This window comes from Lysobacter sp. Root983 (genome assembly GCF_001429345.1).
Taxonomy (GTDB): Bacteria; Pseudomonadota; Gammaproteobacteria; order Xanthomonadales; family Xanthomonadaceae; genus Lysobacter.
This window is the reverse complement of the sequence record NZ_LMJO01000016.1, coordinates 37,744-57,723: the sequence shown is the minus strand read 5'-3', so window position 1 is coordinate 57,723 and position 19,980 is coordinate 37,744. Positions and strand designations below refer to the sequence as shown.

The window sequence follows — 19,980 nt, the reverse complement described above, 5'->3', positions numbered from 1 at the left end:
ACGCGGATCAGAACTTCTGGGTGTAGCGGAAGTAGATGAAGCGCCCCGGCACCTCGTAGGCCGAGTCGAAGCTGTTGGCGAAGGCCTGCGCCGAGAACGGCGGATTCTTGTCGAAGACGTTGTTCACGCCGATGGTGACCTTGGAATTCCAGGGCGTGTTCCAGTACACGCTGGCGTCGTGGTAGGTGGTGGCGCCGATCTTGTTCTCGGCCTCGGCTACCGCCTGCAGGGCGTCGCCGCCGGCCGGGCCGTCCCAGACGCCGTTGTTGTTGAGGTCCACCGGCACCGAGATCATGCGGTCCGGGTCGCTGCACAGGTCGTTGAAGCCGTTGTCGACCAGCACCTGGCAGCGTTCGTCCTGATGCGAGAAGTAGCGCAGGTTCCAGGTCGCGCCGAAATCGCCCTTCTCCCAGCGCACCATCAGATTGGAACGGATGCGCCAGCTGTTGCTGCCGGTGATGTATTCGCCGGGTTCGTTGGCGGCCTCGTCGATCGGCCAGTCCTCGATGCGCTGGCCGATCCGCGGCACGCCTTCCAGGCGTTCGCCGAACACGCCGTCGTCGTCGAAATCCACCTCTGCCTTGGCCACGTAGCTGCTGTCCCAGTTGAAGCTGAAGCGGCCCCAGCGGGTCTCGGGCAACTTGTAGTTCACGGTCAGGTCGTAGCCCTGGGTGCGCAGGCCGCCGATGTTGGTCGGTTGCGAGAGCAGGTTGGAGATCGCGCCGCCGGGCGCGCGGGTGTAATTGCAGAAGCGCTGCACGTTGCCGACGATGCATTCGTCGAGGATGAACTGGCCGGTCGGCGCGACCAGGGCGTTGTCGATGTCGATCTTCCACCAGTCCAGGGTCACGTCGAAGCCTTCCAGCCAGGACGGGCTGTAGACGAAGCCCAGGGTGGTGGATTCGCTGCTCTCCGGCTCCAGCAACGGGTTGCCGCTGACGTTGATGCGGATCTGCGGATTGCCCTGGTCGTAGCCGCCGTTGGGCACGCCCTGGCCGATGCAGCGCGCCTGCGCGGCGGCCGAAAGGTTGGGGAAGCGCGACAGGTCGCAGGGGTCGCTGATGGTCGGGAAAGCGTCGGCGGTGCCGGCGAACAGTTCGACGATGGCCGGGGCGCGGAAGCCTTCGGACCAGTTGCCGCGGATCATCAGGTCGTCGAACGGCTTCCAGCGGAAACCGAACTTGCTGTTGAGGGTGTCGCCGACGTTGCTGTAGTCCGAATAGCGCGTGGCGATCGAGAAATCCAGCAGCTTGGCGAACGGCATGTCGGCCAGCACCGGCACCGCCAGTTCCAGGTAGGCCTCGTCCAGCGAATAGCCGCCGGAGATCGGCGCGGCCGCGTTGCCGGTGGTGTTGCCGGAGGCGATCAGCGCATCGGGCTGGAAGTAGCCGCTTTCGGCGCGGTGTTCCAGGCCGAACGAGAACGCCAGCGGGCCGGCCGGCAGATCGAACAGGTCGCCGCCGATGTTGGCGTAGTAGGTCTTCTGCTTGAAGCCGACCGAGTCGTGGGCGACGAAGCTGGAGTAGGCCAGCATCTCGGGCGTGATCGAGCCGGCCGCGCCGAGCAGGTTCAAGGGCACGCAGCCCAGGATGATCGAGGTCGGATCGCCGGGGTTGCTCACGCAGATCGGCCGGCCGGTGGTGGAGCGTCCGGCGACGGTGTCGATCATCGACGGGCCCAGCGCGTTGCGCAGCGCGAGCAGGTTGAACAGGCCGTCGGTGACGGTGTTCTGCTTGTTCTCGCCGTAGTAGTAGCCGGCTTCCCAGTCGTAGGGCTTGTCGGCGAAGTTCAGCGTGCCCTCGAAGCCGAGATTGGCCGCGAAGGTGTCGATGTCCTGACGGAACGAGCGACCGCCGGTCTCGACCGCGCGGCGCTGGATGCGCGAGACGGTGGTGCCGAACGGGTTGTACATGCTGTCCGGGCTGATGGTGACGGTCTTGGGCTGCAGACCCGCGCCCGGGCCGCTGCCCAGCACGATCGGCATGGCCGCCAGCAACTGCTCCGAGCGGCGGTTGTTGTAGGTCATGGTGGTGCGGAAACGCAGGTTCTCGCTGATGTCGAGCGAGCCGGAGGCGAACACCGAACGCCGTTCCTGCGGCGTGAGCAGGTAGTTGTCGGGGGCGAAGTTGTAGACGTCGTTGCCGGTGCGGTTGCGCCAGTTCGCGCCGGATTGGCCGTCGTTGTAGGTGAATTGGCCCACCGAACCGTCGGGACGGGTCTCGGCCACCGAGCAGGTGCCGAAGATCGGGTCGAAGGTGCCGTTGCACAGGGCGAAGCGGCCGTTGGGCACGGTCGAGCTGCCGAAGAAATTGCCGGTGCCGGCGACCGGCTCCTTGGAGATCTTGCGGTTGCCGGCCAGCACCGGCTCTTCCTTGACGTAGGCCAGGCCGAACATCGCGGTCCAGCGGTCGGACGCGGCGCCGATGGTGAAATCGACCGCTTCGCGGAATCCGTCGCCATCGGAGTAGGTGCCGACATAGGCGTTGGCTTCGGCGCCTTCGTAGTTCTGGCGCAGGATCACATTGACCACGCCGGCGATCGCGTCCGAACCGTAGATGGTCGAGGCGCCGTCCTTCAGCACTTCGATGCGTTCGACCGCGGCGGTCGGGATGGTGTTCAGATCGACCACGCCGCCCAGGCCGGCGCCGCCGACCCAGCGCCGCCCGTTGACCAGCACCAGGGTGCGGTTGGGGCCCAGGTTGCGCAGGTCGACCTGGGTCTGGCCGTCGCCGCCGTTGTTGACGGTGCTGTTGGGGGCGGAACCGTTGGCGGTGATGTTCTGGATCACGTCGCCGACCGAGGTCAGGCCCTGCGAGCTGATGTCGTCGCGGCTGAGGGTGAAGATCGGCTGCGAGGTTTCGATGTCGGTGCGCTTGATGCGCGAACCGGTCACTTCGATGCGATCCAGCGTGGTGGGCTGGGATTCTTCCGCCGCCTGGGCGTGCGCCACGATCGGCAGCGCCGCGGTGGACGCCGCGGCGGTGGCGAACAGCGCTCGTCGGATGGCATGACTGAGGGTGTGCGAGGGCATTGCGTAACTCCGCTGGGTTAGGGCCATGCGTTGGCCGGCTCAGTGAAATTACGAATCCTTAACGATCGGAGTTGCGCGGGCGGCGACTGAAAAGCTATGCCGGACTCGTGCGGTGACTGCGCGGAAGTGACGATTTGTGTTGACGCGCCCATTGGTCATGTTGTGCCGGCATCCTCCGGCCCGATAGATTGGCCGTCGGGCGGATCGCCTACGTCCGCGCACTGGAGCCTTTCGGAAACCCCCATGCATCTGGAGCTAGACGGCCGCGGCCCGCTGCAGACCCAGTTGGTGCGCGCGCTCAAGGACGCCGTGCTGTCGGGCCGGGTAGCGCAGGGTGTGCGCTTTCCGCCCACGCGCGCGTTGGCCCAGCAACTGGCGGTGTCGCGCAATACCGTGCTGGCCGCCTACGAACAACTGCGCGCCGAAGGCTTCATGCAGGGCCGGGTCGGTTCCGGCAGTTATGTCGCCACCCCGATCACGCCGGCCGCGCCGGTGCCGCGCCCCGCGCAGCGCGGGTTGCCGGAAACCGACTACGTGCGCCGCCTGCGCGCGTGCCACGATCACCCGCGCATGCCCGGGCGCCGCGTCGAGGGCGCGCGCTACAGCTTCCAGTACGGCGTGCCGTTCACCAATCCGCTGCTGACCTCGGCCTGGTCGCGCGCGCTCGCGCATGCGGCGCTGTACACGCCGCCGACCTATCCCACCGCGCACGGCTCGCCGGCGCTGCGCGCCGCCGCCAGCGAATACATCGCCCATCGCCGCGGCGTGATCTGCTCGCCCGAGGACATCATCATCGTCGCCGGCACCCAGCAGGCGATCAGCCTGACCGCGCGCGTGTTGTTGGATCCGGGCGACGCGGCGGTGATCGAGGAGCCGCAGTACTTCGCCTCGCGCGAGGCGCTGTACACGCATGGCGCGCGCCTGGTTCCGGTCGCGATCGATCGCGAAGGCCTGCGCACCGACGATCTGCCGACCGCGCCGCCGCGCCTGATCTGCGTGACGCCCTCGCACCAGTTCCCGACCGGCGCGCTGATGTCGCTGCCGCGCCGCCTGGCCTTGCTGGATTACGCCAACCGCCACGACTGCTGGATCTTCGAGGACGACTACGACGGCGAGTTCCGCTACGACGCCCAGCCGCACGCGGCGCTGCGTTCGCTGGACGAGTCCGGTCGCGTGGTCTACGTCGGCAGCTTCTCCAAGGTGCTATTCCCCTCGTTGCGTCTGGGCTACGTGGTGGTGCCGCCGTGCCTGCGCGACGATTTCATCTCGGCCAAATGGGTCGACGATTTCGGATCGCCGGGCATCGAGCAGGCCGCGCTGGCCCAGTTCATGGCCGACGGCAGTTTCGAGCGCCACCTGCGCCGCACCGGCAAGACGCTCAAGCAGCGCCGCGAAGCCCTGCTCGAAGGCTTGCGCACGCATGGCGGCGAATTCCTCGAGATCGACGACTCGCACGCGGGCATGCACTTGCTGGTGTGGCTGCGCGGCCGCGATGCGGCCCAGGGCGAGGCCTTGATCGCGCATGCGGCGACGCGCGCGCTGGGCCTGTATTCGATCGCGCCGTATTACTTGAACGCGCCGGACCGCGCCGGCCTGCTGATGGGCTTCGGCGCGATGTCGGTGGCGGAGATCGGCGAGGCCACCAAGCTGTTCGGCGAGTGCCTGCGCGAGACCGCGCCCTGAGCCAGCGGGCAGGGCGCGGGACGGGTGCGGTTCAATCCAGGCCGGTGCGCGCGTCGCCGAGATGCTGCAGGCACAGTAGCGCGTAGTCCGCGCGCCACTGCGTCGGCGAGAACGCGTGGCGTGCCTGGAAAGCGGTGGTTTCCGCATGCATCGCGTAGGCGTAGTTGTGCGACAGCCGCAGCGCGTGCAGGGCCTGGCCGCGTTCGAAGTAGGCGTCGATGCACGCGCGCAGCACGGCGTAGTCCGGGTTGTGCTTGCTGCCGCCGAACGCGAACGTGAGTTCGGCGCTGGCGCGCACCAGCGGGTCGTCGCGCAAGGCGCTGCCCGCGCCCAGGGTTTGCAGCATGCGCAATGCGCCGTCGGCCACCCGACCGAACGACCAGTTGGCCAATACGGCGTTCAAGGCCGCCTCGACCGCGGCATCGGTCTGGCCGAGTCTGCGCCGCTGCCCGGCCAGGGCGAACCAATAGACGCTGACGTCGGGCACCGACGTGCAGGCGGCTTCGAGCTCCAGGATCGCGGCGTCCACGCGGCCCGCCGCCATCGCCACGCGAGCACGCGCGTAGCATTGCGGGCCGAAGCCCGGGTCTTCGACCTCGTGGTCGCCGCGTTCGCCGTTATTGAGGGCCAGCCATTCGACGAACCGGGCGGTGGAGGAGTAGGACGGCTGCAAGGTCCCTTCGTCGTGGTACATCTCGCAGACGATGGGTTCGGCCTGTTCGCGTCCCAGCGGCCAGTAGCAACCGAAGTAGTCGCCGTTGCCCAGCGCCGCGTCCCAGACCGCCATGAAGCCCTGCGCGGGATAGGGGCCGGGCGCGATGTCCCGGTCGGCGGCGACGTGTTCGAACGCGGTCGGTGTTCTCATCGATGGCCCAGGCTCCGGCGGCGGATGCGCTGCGCCGGCGTCGCGGACGAGTCTAATCTGCTCAGCGCGAGGCGAAGAACGCCACCACCAGCCCCAGTGCCAGCCAGGCCCAGTCGGCCGGGCCGTTGGCCAGTTGGGTCAGCAGCCAGGCGTGGTGCACGCCCAGCTTGGGCAGCGAGTCCAGCAGGCCGACGCCCAGCGACAGGCCGATCTGGGTGGAGGCGATGCTCCAGCTGTAGATCAGCACGATCGCGGCCGTGCCCAGCATGCCCATCGCGGCCCGTCCCCATCCGCGCGGCCAGCCGCCCAGGCGCAGCATCCAGGCCAGGTCGATCGCACCGATCACCGCCATCCAGCTGTTCTGGCGCCCGCTGTACAGGCTCAGCAGCAGCCACACGGTGGCGAAGCCCAGCGTGCCCAACAGCAGCAACGACCACGACAAGGTCCACGACAGCGCCGTTCGGGGCGGTGGGGACGCGGCGGCGGGCGGCGCAGGGGTCATCGAGGGCTCGGCGGGCGGGGGAATCCAGCCGCACAGCATAGCCGGCCGCGTGCCCGCAGGCAGTGCCTGAAGTCCGCCTGCCGCCCGGGACGGGCGCGCGGGCGCCGGTTTGGCCACGTCCCGGCGACGCTGCGATCCATCCCGGGGGCCAGGTGCCGCACGAGGCCCTGTTAGACTGCGCGCCTTGTGCCGGAGCGCGGCACCCCAATCTTTCCGGCATGTACTCCCGTAGCAGCGAACCCGTCCGTTTCGAGCGCGATTGCGCCGTCGTCCTTGTGCCGCAGGGCGAGCAGGTGACCCTGCCCGCCGGCAGCGTCGGCTACATCACCCAGGCCCTGGGCGGCAGCTACACCGTCTTCGTCGAAGGCAACCTGTTCCGGATCTCGGGCAAGGACGCCGACGCGATCGGCAAGGAAGCGCCCGAACCGCTGGAACTGCCGGAAGGCGCCGACGACGAGGCGGTCGAACAATTGGTGTGGAAGCAGCTGCGCACCTGTTTCGACCCCGAAATCCCGATCAACGTGGTCGACCTGGGCCTGGTCTACGAAGCCCTGGTCAAGCCGCGCGACGACGGCCAGCGCACCGTCGAGGTGCGCATGACCCTGACCGCGCCGGGCTGCGGCATGGGCGACATCCTGATCGACGACGTGCGCAGCAAGCTGGAAATGATCCCGACCGTGGCCGAGGCCGACGTCGAGCTGGTGTTCGACCCGCCGTGGGGGCGTCACATGATGTCCGAGGCCGCGCGGCTGGAAACCGGCATGTTCTGAGCAGCGGCATGCCCCGCAGCGGGTATGCCCCCTTATGGCCACACTTTCTGTGTACGCCAAAATATCCGATTAAGAAAATGCAGCGGGGTTCACGGTTTGCGCCGGTTGGAACCGTTTTTAGCGCATGGACTCGGCTGGTCCGCCTACCTAGGTTGTTGATCGCGGCCACGCAAACGCAGCGGTCGTGAATCCCGTTCTGCCTACGCGTCCAGCACGCTGTGCGACGCGCAGGCATGACGGTTACCTGCCGCGAAACGCGGCCTTCGAAACAACCGGGTGTAAAGAACGTAGCTGCCGTGAAGGCGCTGCCGGCATCCGCCTTGGAGGCGGATCCGTAGCGTGCTGCTGTCCGGTGCAAGGCCAATGCCCGCTGCGATGCGGCGCATCGGCGCGCGTGGAGCGGGACGCCGCTCGTCGCACACGCACCGTCGGCGCAATTCGCCGCTGCGGATCGGGCCCGCTCACTACAAGGACATGTGAATGAATCGTCGTATCTTGTCGGTAACCATCGGTGCCTCGCTCGTATGCGCCGCGCTTCCGGGGTTGGCCGCGGAATTGTTGACGGTCGACAGGCCGGTCGAAGGCCGTTACATCGTCGTGCTGAAGGAGCCGGTCGCCGGCTCGTCGGCGCGCAGCGCCACCGGCGTGACCATGGCGCAGGTGCCTTCGGTCGCGCGCAGCATGGCCACCCAGCATCGCGCCAAGCTGCTGCGCAGCTACCAGCACGTGCTGCGCGGCTTCGTGGTCGATGCCGACGACGCGGCGCTGGCGCAGCTGTTGAAGGATCCGCGCGTGGCCTATGTCGAAGAGGATGGCGTGGGCTCGATCTATGCCACCCAGAACAACGCGACCTGGGGCATCGATCGCGTCGATCAGCGCAACCTGCCGCTCAGCACCACCTACACCTACGACACCGACGCCACCGGCGTTCACGCCTACATCCTCGACACCGGCGTGCGCGCGGACCACACCGAATTCAGCGGGCGCATGGGCAACGGCTTCTCGGTCAGACCGGGCGATCCCAGCACCAACGACTGCCATGGTCATGGCACGCATGTGGCCGGTACCGTCGCCGGCACCACCCGGGGCGTGGCCAAGAAGGCCACCGTGCATCCGGTTCGCGTCTTCGACTGCACCGGCAATGCGCTAGTCTCGGAGACTATTGCGGCCATCGACTGGGTGGCGGCCAATCACGTGAAACCCGCGGTGGCCAACATGAGCTTCGGCTACCCCGGTTCCACCGCTATCGATAACTCGATCACCAACCTGATCGACGCCGGTGTGGTGGTCGTGGCTGCGTCGGGCAACAGCAACGACGATGCCTGTACCGGATCGCCGCGACGGGTGCCGCGGGCGCTGACCGTCGCCGCCACCGACCTCAACGACGCGCGTTCGCTTTGGCCTAACGGCCAGGCGCCCGGCTGGGGTAGTTGCGTGGATCTGTTCGCACCCGGCAGCGACATCGTCTCGGCCGGCATCAGCAGCTCGACCTCCACCGCCACCATGAGCGGCACATCGATGGCCACCCCGCACGTGGCCGGCGTCGTCGCGCTGTACCTGTCCACGCACCCCGCGGCCACGCCGGACGAAGTGCACGCGGCGATCATGAACAACGCCACGCCCGGCAAGGTCACGGGCAACCTGCGTGGATCGCCGAACTTCCTGCTGCACAGCCTGTTCTCCGCCGGCCCCGGCAACCAGGCGCCGGTGGCCAACTTCACCTCCTCGGCCAGCGGTCTGACGGTGAGCTTCACCGACACCTCCACCGACAGCGACGGCAGCATCGCTTCGCGCAGCTGGAACTTCGGCGACGGCGGCACCTCCACCGCGACCAACCCCAGCCGCACCTACGCCGCGGCCGGTACCTACACGGTCACGCTGACGGTCACGGATAACAGCGGCGCCACCAACACCAAGACCTCCACGGTCACGGTCGGCGGCACCGGTGGCACCCAGACCTACAGCAACACCGCCGACGTCAACATTCCCGACAACAACGCCACCGGCGCTAGCAGCACCATCACGGTGTCGGGCCGCAGCGGCAACGCCCCCAGCACCGCCAAGGTGTCGGTCAATGTGCAGCACACGTTCCGTGGCGACCTGATCGTCGATCTGATCGCGCCGGACGGCAGCGTCTACAACCTGTTCAACCGTCCCAACACCAACGACGGCACCGACCACGTCATCATCACCGACCGCGTGGTCAACCTGAGCAGCGAGCCGCTCAATGGCGCCTGGAAGCTGCGTGTGGCCGACCGCGCTCAGTTCGACACGGGTTACATCAACAGCTGGAGCGTCACGTTCTGATCGGCGCCTAGATCCGAGCGGTGCGCTTCGTTTCGAGACCCCGGCTCAGGCCGGGGTTTCGTTTTTTTGGCTTTCGCCACCCGCGTGCCGGCGATGCCGCGAGCCTTGCTGAGGCGATGCGCCCGTCTTGCGGGTCAGCCGGCGCGCGGCCCCGGTTAGGGGCTGGCCGCGTCTGGCCCCTCGCGAGTAAGGGAGGGCGCAGCGCCCGCGCTGCAGCGGAAGATTTTGCGTAATAGAAAATAGCGCTGGGCCATCTGGGGCGCGTCCAATGGCATCCATGGCCGCGTTCGACGGTGCGGCCGCCAGTACCGAAAAATCGCTTCTAGTAGGGTGTTTCAGGGCAAATCGTTGTCCGGCAGCGATCCGTCGATCCATCGCTCACCCCCGGTTTTCGCCTTGTGACGCATCCCTGCATACAAAGTGTGACTTCTTTGAGTGATGGAAATTTTCAATTTCCGAAAATGTGATGAAGGTCGCCTTTACGGCTGCAATCCGCCCTGGTCATCGGGCTTTTCCCTCAGATCGGACTCGTAGTTTGGCCCACGGTCCAGGCATCTCGATGCCTCCGCCCTCGTCCGGCCCGCGAGCGATGCAAGCCTTCAACCCTCGGTCCGGACAGCCATCGCCGCCTCGCGGCCCATTGCGTTTCACATCCGGGGATATGAACACGATGTCGAACTCCAACCGTAATCTGCGCGTACACGTACTGGCCGCGGCGACCGCCTTGGCATTGACCGCGGTCGCCGCGCCGGCCTTCGCCGGCAAGGCCTACATGGGCAGCCTCAAGAGCGACGGCCAGTACCATCGCTTCATCGTCAAATACAAGAACGGCAGCGCGCCGACCACCAGCAGCGCTTCGATGACGAGCTCGCTCAGCGCGGCCGCCGCGCGCACCGTCCTGCCTGCCAGCGCCAAGGGCAAGAAGCTGGGCCTGAAGCATCTGCGTCGCATGTCGCTGGGCGCGGAAGTGGTCAGCAGCGAAGCCGCGCTCACCCGCGTGGAAGCCGAGGCGCTGATGCGCCAGATCGCCGCGGACCCGAATGTCGAGTACGTCGAACCGGATATGGTCGTGAAGGCCTTGGTCGTGCCCAACGACGCCCGCTTCGGGGAGCAGTACGACCTCGCCAACAGCGCCGTGGGCATCAACATGCCGACCGCTTGGAACACCAGCAACGGCACTGGCATCGTGGTGGCGGTGGTCGACTCGGGGATCGTGACGCACACCGATCTCAGCGCGAACATTCTTCCCGGCTACGACATGATCAGCACGACCTCGGGCTTGGGTTTCGGCAGCTGCGGATCCAACAGTACCTGCGGCGCGTCCCAGGACGGCAACGGCCGCGATACGGATCCCACCGATAGCTCGGCAGCGACCACGGGCGTGCATGGCACCCATGTGGCCGGTACGATCGCCGCGCTCACCAACAACGCCACCGGTGTGGCGGGCATCGCTTACGGCGCTAAGGTCGTACCGGTGCGTGTGCTTGGCAAGGACGGCAACGGCTCGCTGGCGGACATCGCCGACGGCATCGTCTGGGCTTCCGGCGGCAGCGTCGCCGGCGCGCCGGCCAACGCCAATCCGGCCGACGTGATCAATCTCTCGCTGGGTGGCGACTTGCCTTGCTCCGAGACGCCGACCTGGCAGGCTGCGGTCAATACGGCCGTCGCCAACGGCTCCATCGTGGTCGCCGCGGCAGGCAACAGCAATATCGACGTGAGCGGTGCCTCGCCGGCCGGCTGCAACAACGTGATCAGCGTGGCCGCGAGCGATCACAACGGCAACCGCTCCTACTTTTCCAGCTACGGCGCGACCATCGACATCACGGCGCCGGGCGGCGAATTGTGTTCGCCGCCGACCGAGTTCCTGCCGCTGGGCACCAACCCGGTAGACAAGTGCACCACCTTCTACGAAACCAACGGAATCTTGTCGACCGTCGGTGGCAATGGCTACGATTTCTACCATGGCACGTCGATGGCGGCGCCGCATGTGTCTGGCGTGATCGCGTTAATGCAGGCCGCTTCGGCTACGCCGAAGACCACCAGCCAGGTCCTCAGCATCCTGGCCAGCACCGCGCGTCCGATCACCGCCGCCAAGTGCCCCGGCGGTTGCGGCCCGGGCCTGATCGATGCGGCGGCGGCCGTGGCCGCGGTCGGCGGCGGCACGCCGGGCAACGTCGCACCGGTCGCGAACTTCACCTCCTCGGCCAGCGGCCTGACGGTGAGCTTCACCGACACCTCCACCGACAGCGACGGCAGCATCGCCTCGCGCAGTTGGAGCTTCGGCGATGGCACCAACTCGACCTCGGCCAATCCCAGCAAGACCTACTCGGCGGCCGGTACCTACACGGTCAGCCTGACGGTCACGGACAACAGCGGCGCCACCCATACCAAGACCAGCTCGGTCACGGTGTCGTCCTCGTCCAGCAACGTGCGCCAGACCTACACCAACAGCGGCGACTACACCATCGTCGATAACAGTACGGCGGTGGAAAGCCCGATCACGGTGTCCGGCCGCACCGGCAACGCACCGTCGGATACCTCGCTGGCGGTGAACATCGTGCACACCTACCGCGGCGATCTGGTCATCGATCTGATCGCACCGGACGGTTCGGCCTACAACCTCGCCAATCGCGCCGGCAGTTCCGGTGGCATCAACAAGACCATCACCGTTAGCAACCTGACCAGCGAAGCGCTCAACGGCACCTGGAAGCTGCGGGTGCGCGATGCCGCCGCGAACGACGTGGGTTACATCAACAGCTGGAGCATCACGTTCTGATCGATGTTGGATTGGAACATCGCGCTTCGTTTCGAGACCCCGGCTACGGCCGGGGTTTCGTTTTCGATACTCCCGGAAACGGTGTCCAGGATGCTGCGAGCCGTGCGTTAGCGCGGCCTCGGCGTAGGTGTGATTCGCTGGTCTATCGCCAGGAAGGACGGGCGCAGCGTCGTCCGTGCGACAGCGAATCTCGAAACGATCATGGGCCATCGCGAAGGCTTCAAGACGCGTTCGGGGGCGCGTTGGGCGATCCGATGGTCGGTTCGAGAAATCGGATCGGGTAGGGTATTTGCAGGGCTAAACGTTGCGTGACGGCGTCTCATCGATGCGTCGCTCAGCCCGGATTTTTGCTTCTCTGCACATCGCTACGCATGAAGTGTGACTTCTTTGAGTAGCCGAATATTTCGACTTTCGAAAACGTGACGCGCAACGCGCTTATCGGCGCAATCCGCTCTAGCCATCGGGCTTTTTCCTCAAATCCGCCTCGTAGTTTGGCCCACGGTCCAGGCATCTCGATGCCTCTGCCATCGTCCGGCCCGCGAGCGACGCAATGCTTCCTCGCTCGGTTCGGATAGCCATAGCCGCTTAGCGGCCCATTGCGTTTCACATCCAGGGATACGAAAACGATGTCGAATTCCAATAGCAGTCTGCGCGTACATGTACTGGCGGCGGCGACCGCGCTGGCTCTGGCCGCGATAGCCTCGCCGGCCGCTGCCGGCCAGGCCCACTTCGCCGGACTCAAGGCCGGCGGCAGCTACAGCCGCTTCATCGTGAAATACAAGGACGGCTCGTCCCCGGCCGCCAGCAGCGCCGCGTTGAGCACGTCGCTCAGCAACATGGCGGCGCGCACCATCCTGCCGGCCGCTTCCAAGGGCAAGCGCGTCGGCCTGAAGCAAGTGCGTCGCATGCTGATGCCAGGCGCCAGCGTGATCGCCTCCGATCAGGAGCTGAACCACGAAGAGGCCGCGGCGCTGATGCGCCAGATCGCAGCCGATCCGAACGTCCAGTTCGTGCAGGTGGACGGCAAGAAGCGCGCTTTGGCGATCCCCAACGATCCGAACTTCGGCCAGCAGTGGCATTACGCCGATAGCGCCGTCGGTATTCGTGCGCCGACGGCTTGGAACACCAGCACCGGCAGTGGCGTCGTGGTGGCGGTAATCGACAGCGGCATCATGCTGCACAACGATCTCAATGCCAATATCCTGCCCGGCTACGACATGGTCACCTCGACCACCGGTGGTACCCGGCAGCAGTGCGCGGATGTCGGCGCGCTGACAGGTTGCGGCAAGTCGGACGATGGCAACGGTCGCGATGCGGATCCCACCGACAGTTCGGTGGCGGGTACGGGCGCCCACGGCACCCACGTGGCCGGTACCATCGCCGCGGTGACCAACAACGGTATCGGCGTCGCAGGTGTGGCGTACGGCGCCAAGGTCGTCCCGATTCGCGTGCTTGGCAATCAGGGCTTCGGCGACGATTCCGACATCGTCGACGCGATCACCTGGGCTTCGGGCGATACCGTCCCCGGTGTTCCTGCAAATGCGAATCCGGCCAAGATCATCAACATGTCGCTGGGTGGGTCGGTGCAAGGTTCCTGCGCCAACGCGGCCCCGGCCTACAAGGCGGCGATCGACAGGGCCATTGCCAAAGGCTCGGTGGTCATCGCAGCCGCGGGCAACGACAACATCGACATCGTCAACGGCAATTTCAAGGGCGTCATCGTCGACAGCGTACCGGCGAGCTGCGGCGGCGTGATCTCGGTCGCCGCCAGTAACAAGAGCGGCTCGCGTTCCAGCTTCTCCAGTTGGGGCGCCACCATCGATATCACCGCGCCCGGTGGCGAGAACGTGAGCGGCGGCGGTGTGCTCTCGACCGTACCGACCAATGCCTACGAAGGCTACGCGGGCACGTCGATGGCGGCTCCGCACGCCTCCGGCGTCGCGGCGCTGATCGTCGCCGCGTCGCCGACGTCCATGACGCCGGTTCAGATCGAGCAGGTACTGGAAGGCACCGCTCGCCCGATCGTTCCCAGCAAGTGCAGCGGCGGTTGCGGTGCGGGCATCATCGACGCGGCGGCGGCCGTGGCCGCGGTCAGCGGCGGCACGCCGGGCAATCAGGCGCCGGTGGCCAACTTCACGTCCTCGGCCAGCGGCCTGACGGTAAGCTTCACCGACACCTCCACCGACAGCGACGGCAGCATCGCTTCGCGCAGCTGGAGCTTCGGCGACGGCACCAACTCGACCTCGGCCAATCCCAGCAAGACCTATTCGGCGGCGGGCACCTATACGGTCTCGCTGACGGTCACGGATAGCGGCGGCGCCAGCAACACCAAGACCTCCACGGTCACGGTGGCCAGCACCGGCGGCACCCAGACCTACAGCAACACCGCCGACGTCAACATTCCCGACAACAACGCCACCGGCGCCAGCAGCACCATCACGGTGTCGGGCCGTACCGGCAACGCCCCCAGCACCGCCAAGGTGTCGGTCAATGTGCAGCACGCGTTCCGTGGCGACCTGATCGTCGATCTGATCGCGCCGGACGGCAGCGTCTACAACCTGTTCAACCGTCCCAATACCACCGACAGCACCGACCACGTGATCATCACCGACCGCGTAGTCAACCTGAGCAGCGAGCCGCTCAACGGTGCCTGGAAGCTGCGCGTGGCCGACCGTGCCCCGCAGGACGTGGGTTACATCAACAGCTGGAGCGTCACGTTCTGATCGGTGCCTAGACCCGAGCAGTGCGCTTGGTTTCGAAACCCCGGCTCAGGCCGGGGTTTCGTTTTTTGAGGCTGCGGGCGTCGGTTGTCCAGGGCCTAGGCGTCGTGGCGGACATCCCGGCCTGGGCGATCCCGGTCTGAGCCTGGAGTCGGCTTGGGCGTTCGCCGCGCCATCTCACAGCAGTACATTTTGTCGTATCTGAAAATATCGATAGGCCATAACGACGGCCCCGAAGCGCGTTTCGGAGCCGCTTTCGGCGATCCGCAGGTCAGCCCTCAAAACGCGCCTAAGGTAGGGTATTTACAAGAGAAATCGTTGCGTGACGGCGATCCATCGATGCGCGATCGGCCTCGTTTTTCTCTTGCTGGCGCATCGCTACGCACGAAGTGTGACTTCTTTGAGTAGCAAAAAATTTCAATTTACGAAAATGTGACGTGCGCCGCATTTAAGGCCGCAATTCGGCCTGGTCATCAGGCGTTTCCCTCAGATCCGGCTCGTAGTTTGGCCCACGGCCCTGGCATCTCGATGCCCTCCGCCATGGTCCAGCCCGCGAGCGATGCAGGTTCCCGCTCCTGGTTCGGACCGCCATAGCCGCCTAGCGGCCCATTGCGTTTCACATCTGGGGATATGAAAACGATGTCGAATACCAACAGCAAACTGCGCGTACACGTACTGGCGGCCGCGACGGCCGTGGCGCTGGCCGCATTGGCCGCGCCCGCCTTCGCAGGCCAAGCCTATGTCGCCGACCTCAAGGCCGACGGCCAGTACGGTCGTTTCATGATCAAGTACAAGAACAGCAGCGCGCCGACCACCAGCACCGCCGCGCTCGCCTCCTCTTTGAACACTGCGGCGTCGCGCACCCTGATGCCGGCCGGCTCCAAGGGCAAGCGCGTGGGCCTGAAGCATCTGCGCCGCATGGCGCTTGGCGCTGATGTCATCACCAGCGACACCGCTTTGAACGGCGATGAAGCCGCTGCGCTGATCCGCCAGCTCGCCGCCGACCCGAACGTGGAGTGGGTGCAGTCCGACTTCGTCGTACACGCGTTGGCGGTGCCGAACGATCCGCTGTACTCCAGCCAATGGCACTACGCCGACAATGCCGTCGGTATCCGCGCTCCGGTGGCCTGGAACACCAGCACCGGTACGGGCGTGGTGGTGGCCGTGATCGACAGCGGCATCCTGCCGCATGAAGATCTGGACGCCAATATCCTGCCGGGCTACGACATGATCAGCTCGACCAGGGGGCTGGGATTCGCCAGCTGCGGAAGCACCAGCACCTGCGGCGCATCCGAGGACGGCAACGGTCGCGATTCAGACCCTAACGATGCCTCCAATATCGTGCACGGCACGCATGTGGCCGGCACTGTCGCCGCCGTGGCCAACAATAACCGTGGCTTGGTCGGCGTGGCTTACAACGCCGAGGTGGTTCCGATTCGGGTGTTGGGCAAGGATGGCAGTGGCGGTGGTTCGGACATCATCGATGCCATCACCTGGGCCTCCGGCGGCACCGTGTCGGGTGTGCCGGCCAATGCCAACCCCGCTGAAGTGATCAATCTGTCCCTGGGCGGCACGCGCGCCTGCGGCCCGGCCGAGCAAGCCGCCATCAACGCCGCGGTGGCCCGAGGCTCGGTGGTAATCGCCGCCGCGGGCAACTTCAACAACGACGTCGCCAACAACGCGCCGGCCAGCTGCAACAACGTGATCAGCGTTGCGGCCAGCGATCCCGGCGGTCGCCGCAGCTATTACTCGAGTTACGGCGCCAGCATCGACGTGACCGCGCCGGGCGGCGAAGTTTGCTCGCCGTCGACGGAACATTTGCCGCTTGGGCAGAACCCTAGGGGCGCATGCGTCCAGCCGGTCGTCGTCAACTCCGCCAATGCCGTGTGGTCGACGATCGAGGGCAACGGCTATGCCGGCGACGATTGGCAGGGCACGTCCATGGCGGCACCGCATGTGGCCGGTGTGGCTGCGCTGATTCAGGCGGCCTCCGCAACGCCGAAGACGCCGGCGCAGATCGAGCAGATCCTGGAAAGCACGGCGCGTCCGATCGCGGCGGCGAACTGCCCGGGCGGTTGCGGCGCGGGCCTGATCGACGCGGCGGCGGCCGTGGCCGCGGTCGGCGGCGGCACGCCGAGCAATCAAGCGCCGGTGGCCAACTTCACCTCCTCGGCCAGCGGCCTGACGGTGAGCTTCACCGATACCTCCACCGACAGCGACGGCAGCATCGCCTCGCGCAGCTGGAGCTTCGGCGACGGCACCAACTCGACCTCGGCCAATCCCAGCAAGACCTACTCGACGGCCGGTACCTACACGGTCAGCCTGACGGTCACGGACAACAGCGGCGCCACCCACACCAAGACCAGCTCGGTCACGGTGTCGTCCTCGTCCAGCAACGTGCGCCAGACCTACACCAACAGCGGCGACTACACCATCGTCGATAACGGTGCGGCGGTGGAAAGCCCGATCACGGTGTCCGGCCGCACCGGCAACGCGCCGTCGGATACCTCGCTGGCGGTGAACATCGTGCACACCTACCGCGGCGATCTGGTCATCGATCTGATCGCACCGGACGGTTCGGCCTACAACCTCGCCAATCGCGCCCCAGCAGTATCTGGCGCGCATGCACNACCTCGCTGGCGGTGAACATCGTGCACACCTACCGCGGCGATCTGGTCATCGATCTGATCGCACCGGACGGTTCGGCCTACAACCTCGCCAATCGCGCCGGCAGTTCCGGTGGCATCAACAAGACCATCACCGTTAGCAACCTGACCAGCGAAGCGCTCAACGGCACATGGAAGCTGCGGGTGCGCGATGCGGCCGCGAACGACGTGGGTTACATCAACAGCTGGAGCATCACGTTCTGATCCTTGCCGCATGAGTCCGGCAGCGCACGTCCCGGCCTCGGCCGGGCGTGCGTTCGCCGACATGGTTGCCGCGCGGCACCGAGTTCGACTTGTCCATCGCATCGCGGCAGCTCCGATACGGGTTGCGCCGTCGATCGCGCACGCTGGCGTCGGCCGTTGCCGCTCGTTCCGAATCGAATACATCTAGGGGTAGGGAATGGAAGTTCGTAAAGTATCCAAGCACCGCGCGCGCCTGGTCGCGTTGATCGCCGTCATGGCGCTCGGCGTGGCCGGTGCGGTCGGCGCCGCACCGCCGACGGAACTGCTGCCGACCGGCGCGCAGTCGTCCGGCGATCCGAACCGGGTCTGGATCCGGTTCCCGCGCGGCCAGAAGGCGCAGTTCAAGGCCCAGCTGCAGCAGTCGGTGAAGGCGCTGCGCGCCACGGCTTCGGCCAAGGGCTTGAGTGCCGCCGCGCTGACCGAAGGCAAGACCCACCACGAATTCGACCAGCTCGATTCGGTGGTCATGACCTTGTCGCCGCAGGTGCTGAGCAGCCTGCGCAACAACAAGAACCTGGTCATCGAGCGCGATATGCCGCGTTATCCGCTGGCCGAGTACGTACCCTTCGGCATCCCCCGCGTGCAAGCGCCCGACACCGTCGCCACCGGCGCCAACGGCAACGGGGTGAAGGTCTGCGTGATCGACTCCGGCCTGCGCAGCAACCACGAGGACTTCGCCGGCATCAGCATCACCGGCTATGCGGACAGCGGCCGCACCTGGAACACCGACGACTGCGGCCACGGCACCCACGTGGCCGGCACCATCGCCGCGGTGGGCGGCAACGGCAAGGGCGTGACCGGCGTCAGCCCGGGCAAGGTCTCGCTGCATATCGTCAAGTACTTCGACGGCCCCAGCTGCAGCTTCTCTTTCAGCTCCGACCTGATCGCGGCCGCCGACAAGTGCGCGCAGGCTGGCGCCAAGGTCATCAACATGAGCCTGGGCGGTGCCGGTCAGAGCAGCGCCGAAAGTGCCGCTTTCAGCAATCTGTATAACCAGGGCATCGTGTTGGTGGCCGCGGCCGGCAACGACGGTACCAGCACCAAGAGCTATCCGGCGTCCTATCCCAGCGTGATCTCCGTGGCCGCGCTGGACTCGAACAACGCCAAGGCTGCGTTCTCGCAGTTCAACGACGGCGTGGATATCGCCGCACCGGGTCAGGACGTTTCCAGCACCTATCCCAAGCGCGGCACGCCGGTCAGCGTGGTCGGCGGTGGCAGTTACGACACGTTGCCGATGGCCAACAGCGCATCGGCGACCGTGGCCGCAGCCCTGATCGATGGCGGTCGTTGCGCCAGCGCAGGCAGCTGGAGCGGTAAGGTGGTGCTGTGCGAGCGCGGCGATAACACCACGCTGGAGAAGGTCACCAACGTCAAGAGCGGCGGCGGACGCGCCATCATTCTGTACAACAACGTGTCCGATCCGTTCGCTTACAGCACCGGTCTCAAGGATCCGTCCACGCTTACCGGCGTCGCCGTCAGCCAAGCTTCCGGGCAGGCGCTGCGCGGCCTGGTCGGGCAGACCGTCACCGTCAATCCCACCTACGTCTATGGTGTCGACAACTATGCCGTTCTGAGCGGCACCTCGATGGCCAGCCCGCACGTGGCGGGCGTGGCGGCGCTGATGCTCAGCGCCAAGCCCAGTGCGACCCCGGCGGAAGTGCGTGAAGCCTTGTTGTCGACCGCATTGGATCTCGGCCCGGCCGGCCGCGACAACGAGTTCGGTTACGGCCTGGTGCAGGCTTTCGAGGCCGTCGATGCGCTGCTCGCGGGCAGCAATCCGAATCCGCCCGGCGCGCAGACCTACAGCAACGCCACCGACGTCAACATTCCCGACAACAACGCCACCGGTGCCAGCAGCACCATCACCGTGTCGGGCCGTACCGGCAACGCCCCCAGCACGGCCAAGGTGTCGGTCAATGTGCAGCACCCGTTCCGCGGCGATCTGATCGTCGATCTGATCGCGCCGGATGGCACGGTCTACAACCTGTTCAACCGTCCCAACGTCAACGATGGCACCGACCACGTGATCATCACCGACCGCGTGATCGACCTGAGCAGCGAAACGCTCAACGGCGCCTGGAAGCTGCGCGCGGCCGACCGCGCCCCGCAGGACGTGGGCTACATCAACAGCTGGAGCGTCACGTTCTGATCGCCCGCTTCTGAATCGATCGGTTTTCGACGGTCGTCGCGGCATACCTCGCCCCCGAGTGCGCCGCGGCGGCTCGTCGACTTTTCGATCCTGCACCCACCCCGGCCTTGGCCGGGGTTTTTTGTTGCCCATCGCCAGGGCGGGCAGGCCTGGCCCGCGGCCGCGGCGCCGCCGCGATGACGGCTGCAAATAGTGTGCCGTTAAGGACCCTTTTGCTCACTACGGGTCAGTATCTTTGCAGTGCAGCAAATGATGCTCGTCAAGAAAT

Annotated in this window: 10 protein-coding genes and 1 pseudogene; 8 read left to right on the top strand and 3 right to left on the bottom strand. The window is 66.3% G+C overall.

The window, feature by feature from the left end; all coding sequences use genetic code 11:
* Positions 1–7: 7 nt before the first annotated feature.
* On the bottom strand, positions 8–3,031 hold the full coding sequence (locus ASE43_RS12480; RefSeq protein ID WP_057160696.1) for a TonB-dependent receptor: 3,024 nt from the start codon (positions 3,029–3,031) through the stop codon (positions 8–10).
* A gap of 243 nt (positions 3,032–3,274) precedes the next feature.
* Between ASE43_RS12480 and ASE43_RS12475 the strand changes: the two genes are divergently transcribed.
* Entirely contained in the window at positions 3,275–4,714 is a 1,440-nt protein-coding gene (locus ASE43_RS12475; protein WP_056182009.1) for a PLP-dependent aminotransferase family protein, read from the top strand.
* 31 nt (positions 4,715–4,745) lie between these two features.
* On the opposite strand, the gene ASE43_RS12470 is transcribed toward ASE43_RS12475, so the two are convergent.
* Positions 4,746–5,579 carry a hypothetical protein gene (locus ASE43_RS12470; protein WP_057160695.1) on the bottom strand — a complete coding sequence of 278 codons (834 nt, stop codon included), beginning with the start codon at positions 5,577–5,579 and terminating at the stop codon, positions 4,746–4,748.
* A gap of 61 nt (positions 5,580–5,640) precedes the next feature.
* Complete coding sequence (locus ASE43_RS12465) at positions 5,641–6,081, bottom strand: hypothetical protein (RefSeq protein WP_157489578.1); 441 nt, start codon at positions 6,079–6,081, stop codon at positions 5,641–5,643.
* A gap of 218 nt (positions 6,082–6,299) precedes the next feature.
* On the opposite strand from ASE43_RS12465, the gene sufT reads away from it, so the two are divergent.
* From sufT to ASE43_RS22875, 7 genes and pseudogenes are all read left to right on the top strand, one after another.
* Positions 6,300–6,851, top strand: a complete 552-nt coding sequence (sufT, locus tag ASE43_RS12460; RefSeq protein ID WP_056182003.1) for a putative Fe-S cluster assembly protein SufT — start codon at positions 6,300–6,302, stop codon at positions 6,849–6,851.
* A 480-nt stretch (positions 6,852–7,331) separates the two neighbouring features.
* A complete protein-coding gene (locus tag ASE43_RS12455) occupies positions 7,332–9,158 on the top strand; it encodes a S8 family serine peptidase (protein ID WP_082607267.1) in 1,827 nt (608 codons plus the stop codon).
* 670 nt (positions 9,159–9,828) lie between these two features.
* A complete protein-coding gene (locus tag ASE43_RS12450) occupies positions 9,829–11,934 on the top strand; it encodes a S8 family serine peptidase (protein ID WP_082607320.1) in 2,106 nt (701 codons plus the stop codon).
* 626 nt (positions 11,935–12,560) lie between these two features.
* On the top strand, positions 12,561–14,657 hold the full coding sequence (locus ASE43_RS12445; protein ID WP_057160693.1) for a S8 family serine peptidase: 2,097 nt from the start codon (positions 12,561–12,563) through the stop codon (positions 14,655–14,657).
* A 627-nt stretch (positions 14,658–15,284) separates the two neighbouring features.
* A pseudogene (locus ASE43_RS12440) lies at positions 15,285–17,283 on the top strand (S8 family serine peptidase); the annotation flags it as partial.
* A 1-nt stretch (position 17,284) separates the two neighbouring features.
* A partial coding sequence (locus ASE43_RS12435; RefSeq protein WP_235568742.1) for a proprotein convertase P-domain-containing protein occupies positions 17,285–17,524 on the top strand: 240 nt, incomplete at its 5' end.
* Positions 17,525–17,720: 196 nt separating this feature from the next.
* The gene (locus tag ASE43_RS22875; protein WP_056183316.1) at positions 17,721–19,712 is read left to right on the top strand and encodes a S8 family serine peptidase; all 1,992 of its coding nucleotides are present in this window, start codon (positions 17,721–17,723) and stop codon (positions 19,710–19,712) included.
* Positions 19,713–19,980: the final 268 nt, after the last annotated feature.

Bases quoted from the DNA above. Each gene is read 5' to 3' on its own strand.
- ASE43_RS12480 (WP_057160696.1), bottom strand. From the start codon at position 3,031: ATGCCCTCGCACACCCTCAGTCATGCCATCCGACGAGCGCTGTTCGCC.
- ASE43_RS12475 (WP_056182009.1), top strand. From the start codon at position 3,275: ATGCATCTGGAGCTAGACGGCCGCGGCCCGCTGCAGACCCAGTTGGTG.
- ASE43_RS12470 (WP_057160695.1), bottom strand. From the start codon at position 5,579: ATGAGAACACCGACCGCGTTCGAACACGTCGCCGCCGACCGGGACATC.
- ASE43_RS12465 (WP_157489578.1), bottom strand. From the start codon at position 6,081: ATGACCCCTGCGCCGCCCGCCGCCGCGTCCCCACCGCCCCGAACGGCG.
- sufT (WP_056182003.1), top strand. From the start codon at position 6,300: ATGTACTCCCGTAGCAGCGAACCCGTCCGTTTCGAGCGCGATTGCGCC.
- ASE43_RS12455 (WP_082607267.1), top strand. From the start codon at position 7,332: ATGAATCGTCGTATCTTGTCGGTAACCATCGGTGCCTCGCTCGTATGC.
- ASE43_RS12450 (WP_082607320.1), top strand. From the start codon at position 9,829: ATGTCGAACTCCAACCGTAATCTGCGCGTACACGTACTGGCCGCGGCG.
- ASE43_RS12445 (WP_057160693.1), top strand. From the start codon at position 12,561: ATGTCGAATTCCAATAGCAGTCTGCGCGTACATGTACTGGCGGCGGCG.
- ASE43_RS22875 (WP_056183316.1), top strand. From the start codon at position 17,721: ATGGAAGTTCGTAAAGTATCCAAGCACCGCGCGCGCCTGGTCGCGTTG.